At 36.8% G+C, this 504-nt stretch carries 1 protein-coding gene; it reads left to right on the top strand.

Annotated elements, in window-relative coordinates; translation table 11 throughout:
* Positions 1-60 precede the first annotated feature (60 nt).
* Positions 61-504 (top strand): DUF624 domain-containing protein (locus EDI28_RS26360; RefSeq protein ID WP_128786721.1); only part of this gene is annotated, 444 nt, incomplete at its 3' end.

Genomic DNA, 504 nt, shown 5'->3' with positions numbered 1-504 from the left:
GTTTTTGAAAACGCTTGAAATATGATATAATGGTTTCATAGTTATTTTTAGGGGAATATCATGGGTAGATTTTTAGACTTTGTCTTTAATCGTTTCTTTTTAGGGATGATTGCGACAGCCTTCTTTTGGCTATTAACTTTAGCAGGAGGGATTATCCTTGGTCTAGCGCCGGCTAGTGCCACCTTGATGAGCTTATATGCAGAACATGGTTATAGCTTTCGGGAATACAGTTTGAAGGAGGCTTGGTCTCTTTACAAGCAAAATTTTGTCTCAAGCAACCTGATTTTCTATAGCTTTTTAGGTGTGGGTCTAGTTTTGACCTATGGTTTGTATCTCTTGGTGCAATTGCCTCATCAGACCATTGTTCATTTGATTGCKACCCTTTTGAATGTCTTAGTAGTTGCCCTGATCTTTTTGGCTTATACAGTATCTTTAAAATTACAAGTTTATTTTGCCTTGTCCTATCGAAATAGTCTCAAATTATCCTTGATTGGCATCTTTATG

Origin of the sequence: Photobacterium chitinilyticum, from assembly GCF_004104355.1 — a bacterium.
In the GTDB taxonomy this organism is placed as follows: Bacteria; Pseudomonadota; Gammaproteobacteria; order Enterobacterales; family Vibrionaceae; genus Photobacterium; species Photobacterium chitinilyticum.
Note: the sequence above shows the minus strand (reverse complement) of the source record. Positions and strands in the feature narration are given on the sequence as shown.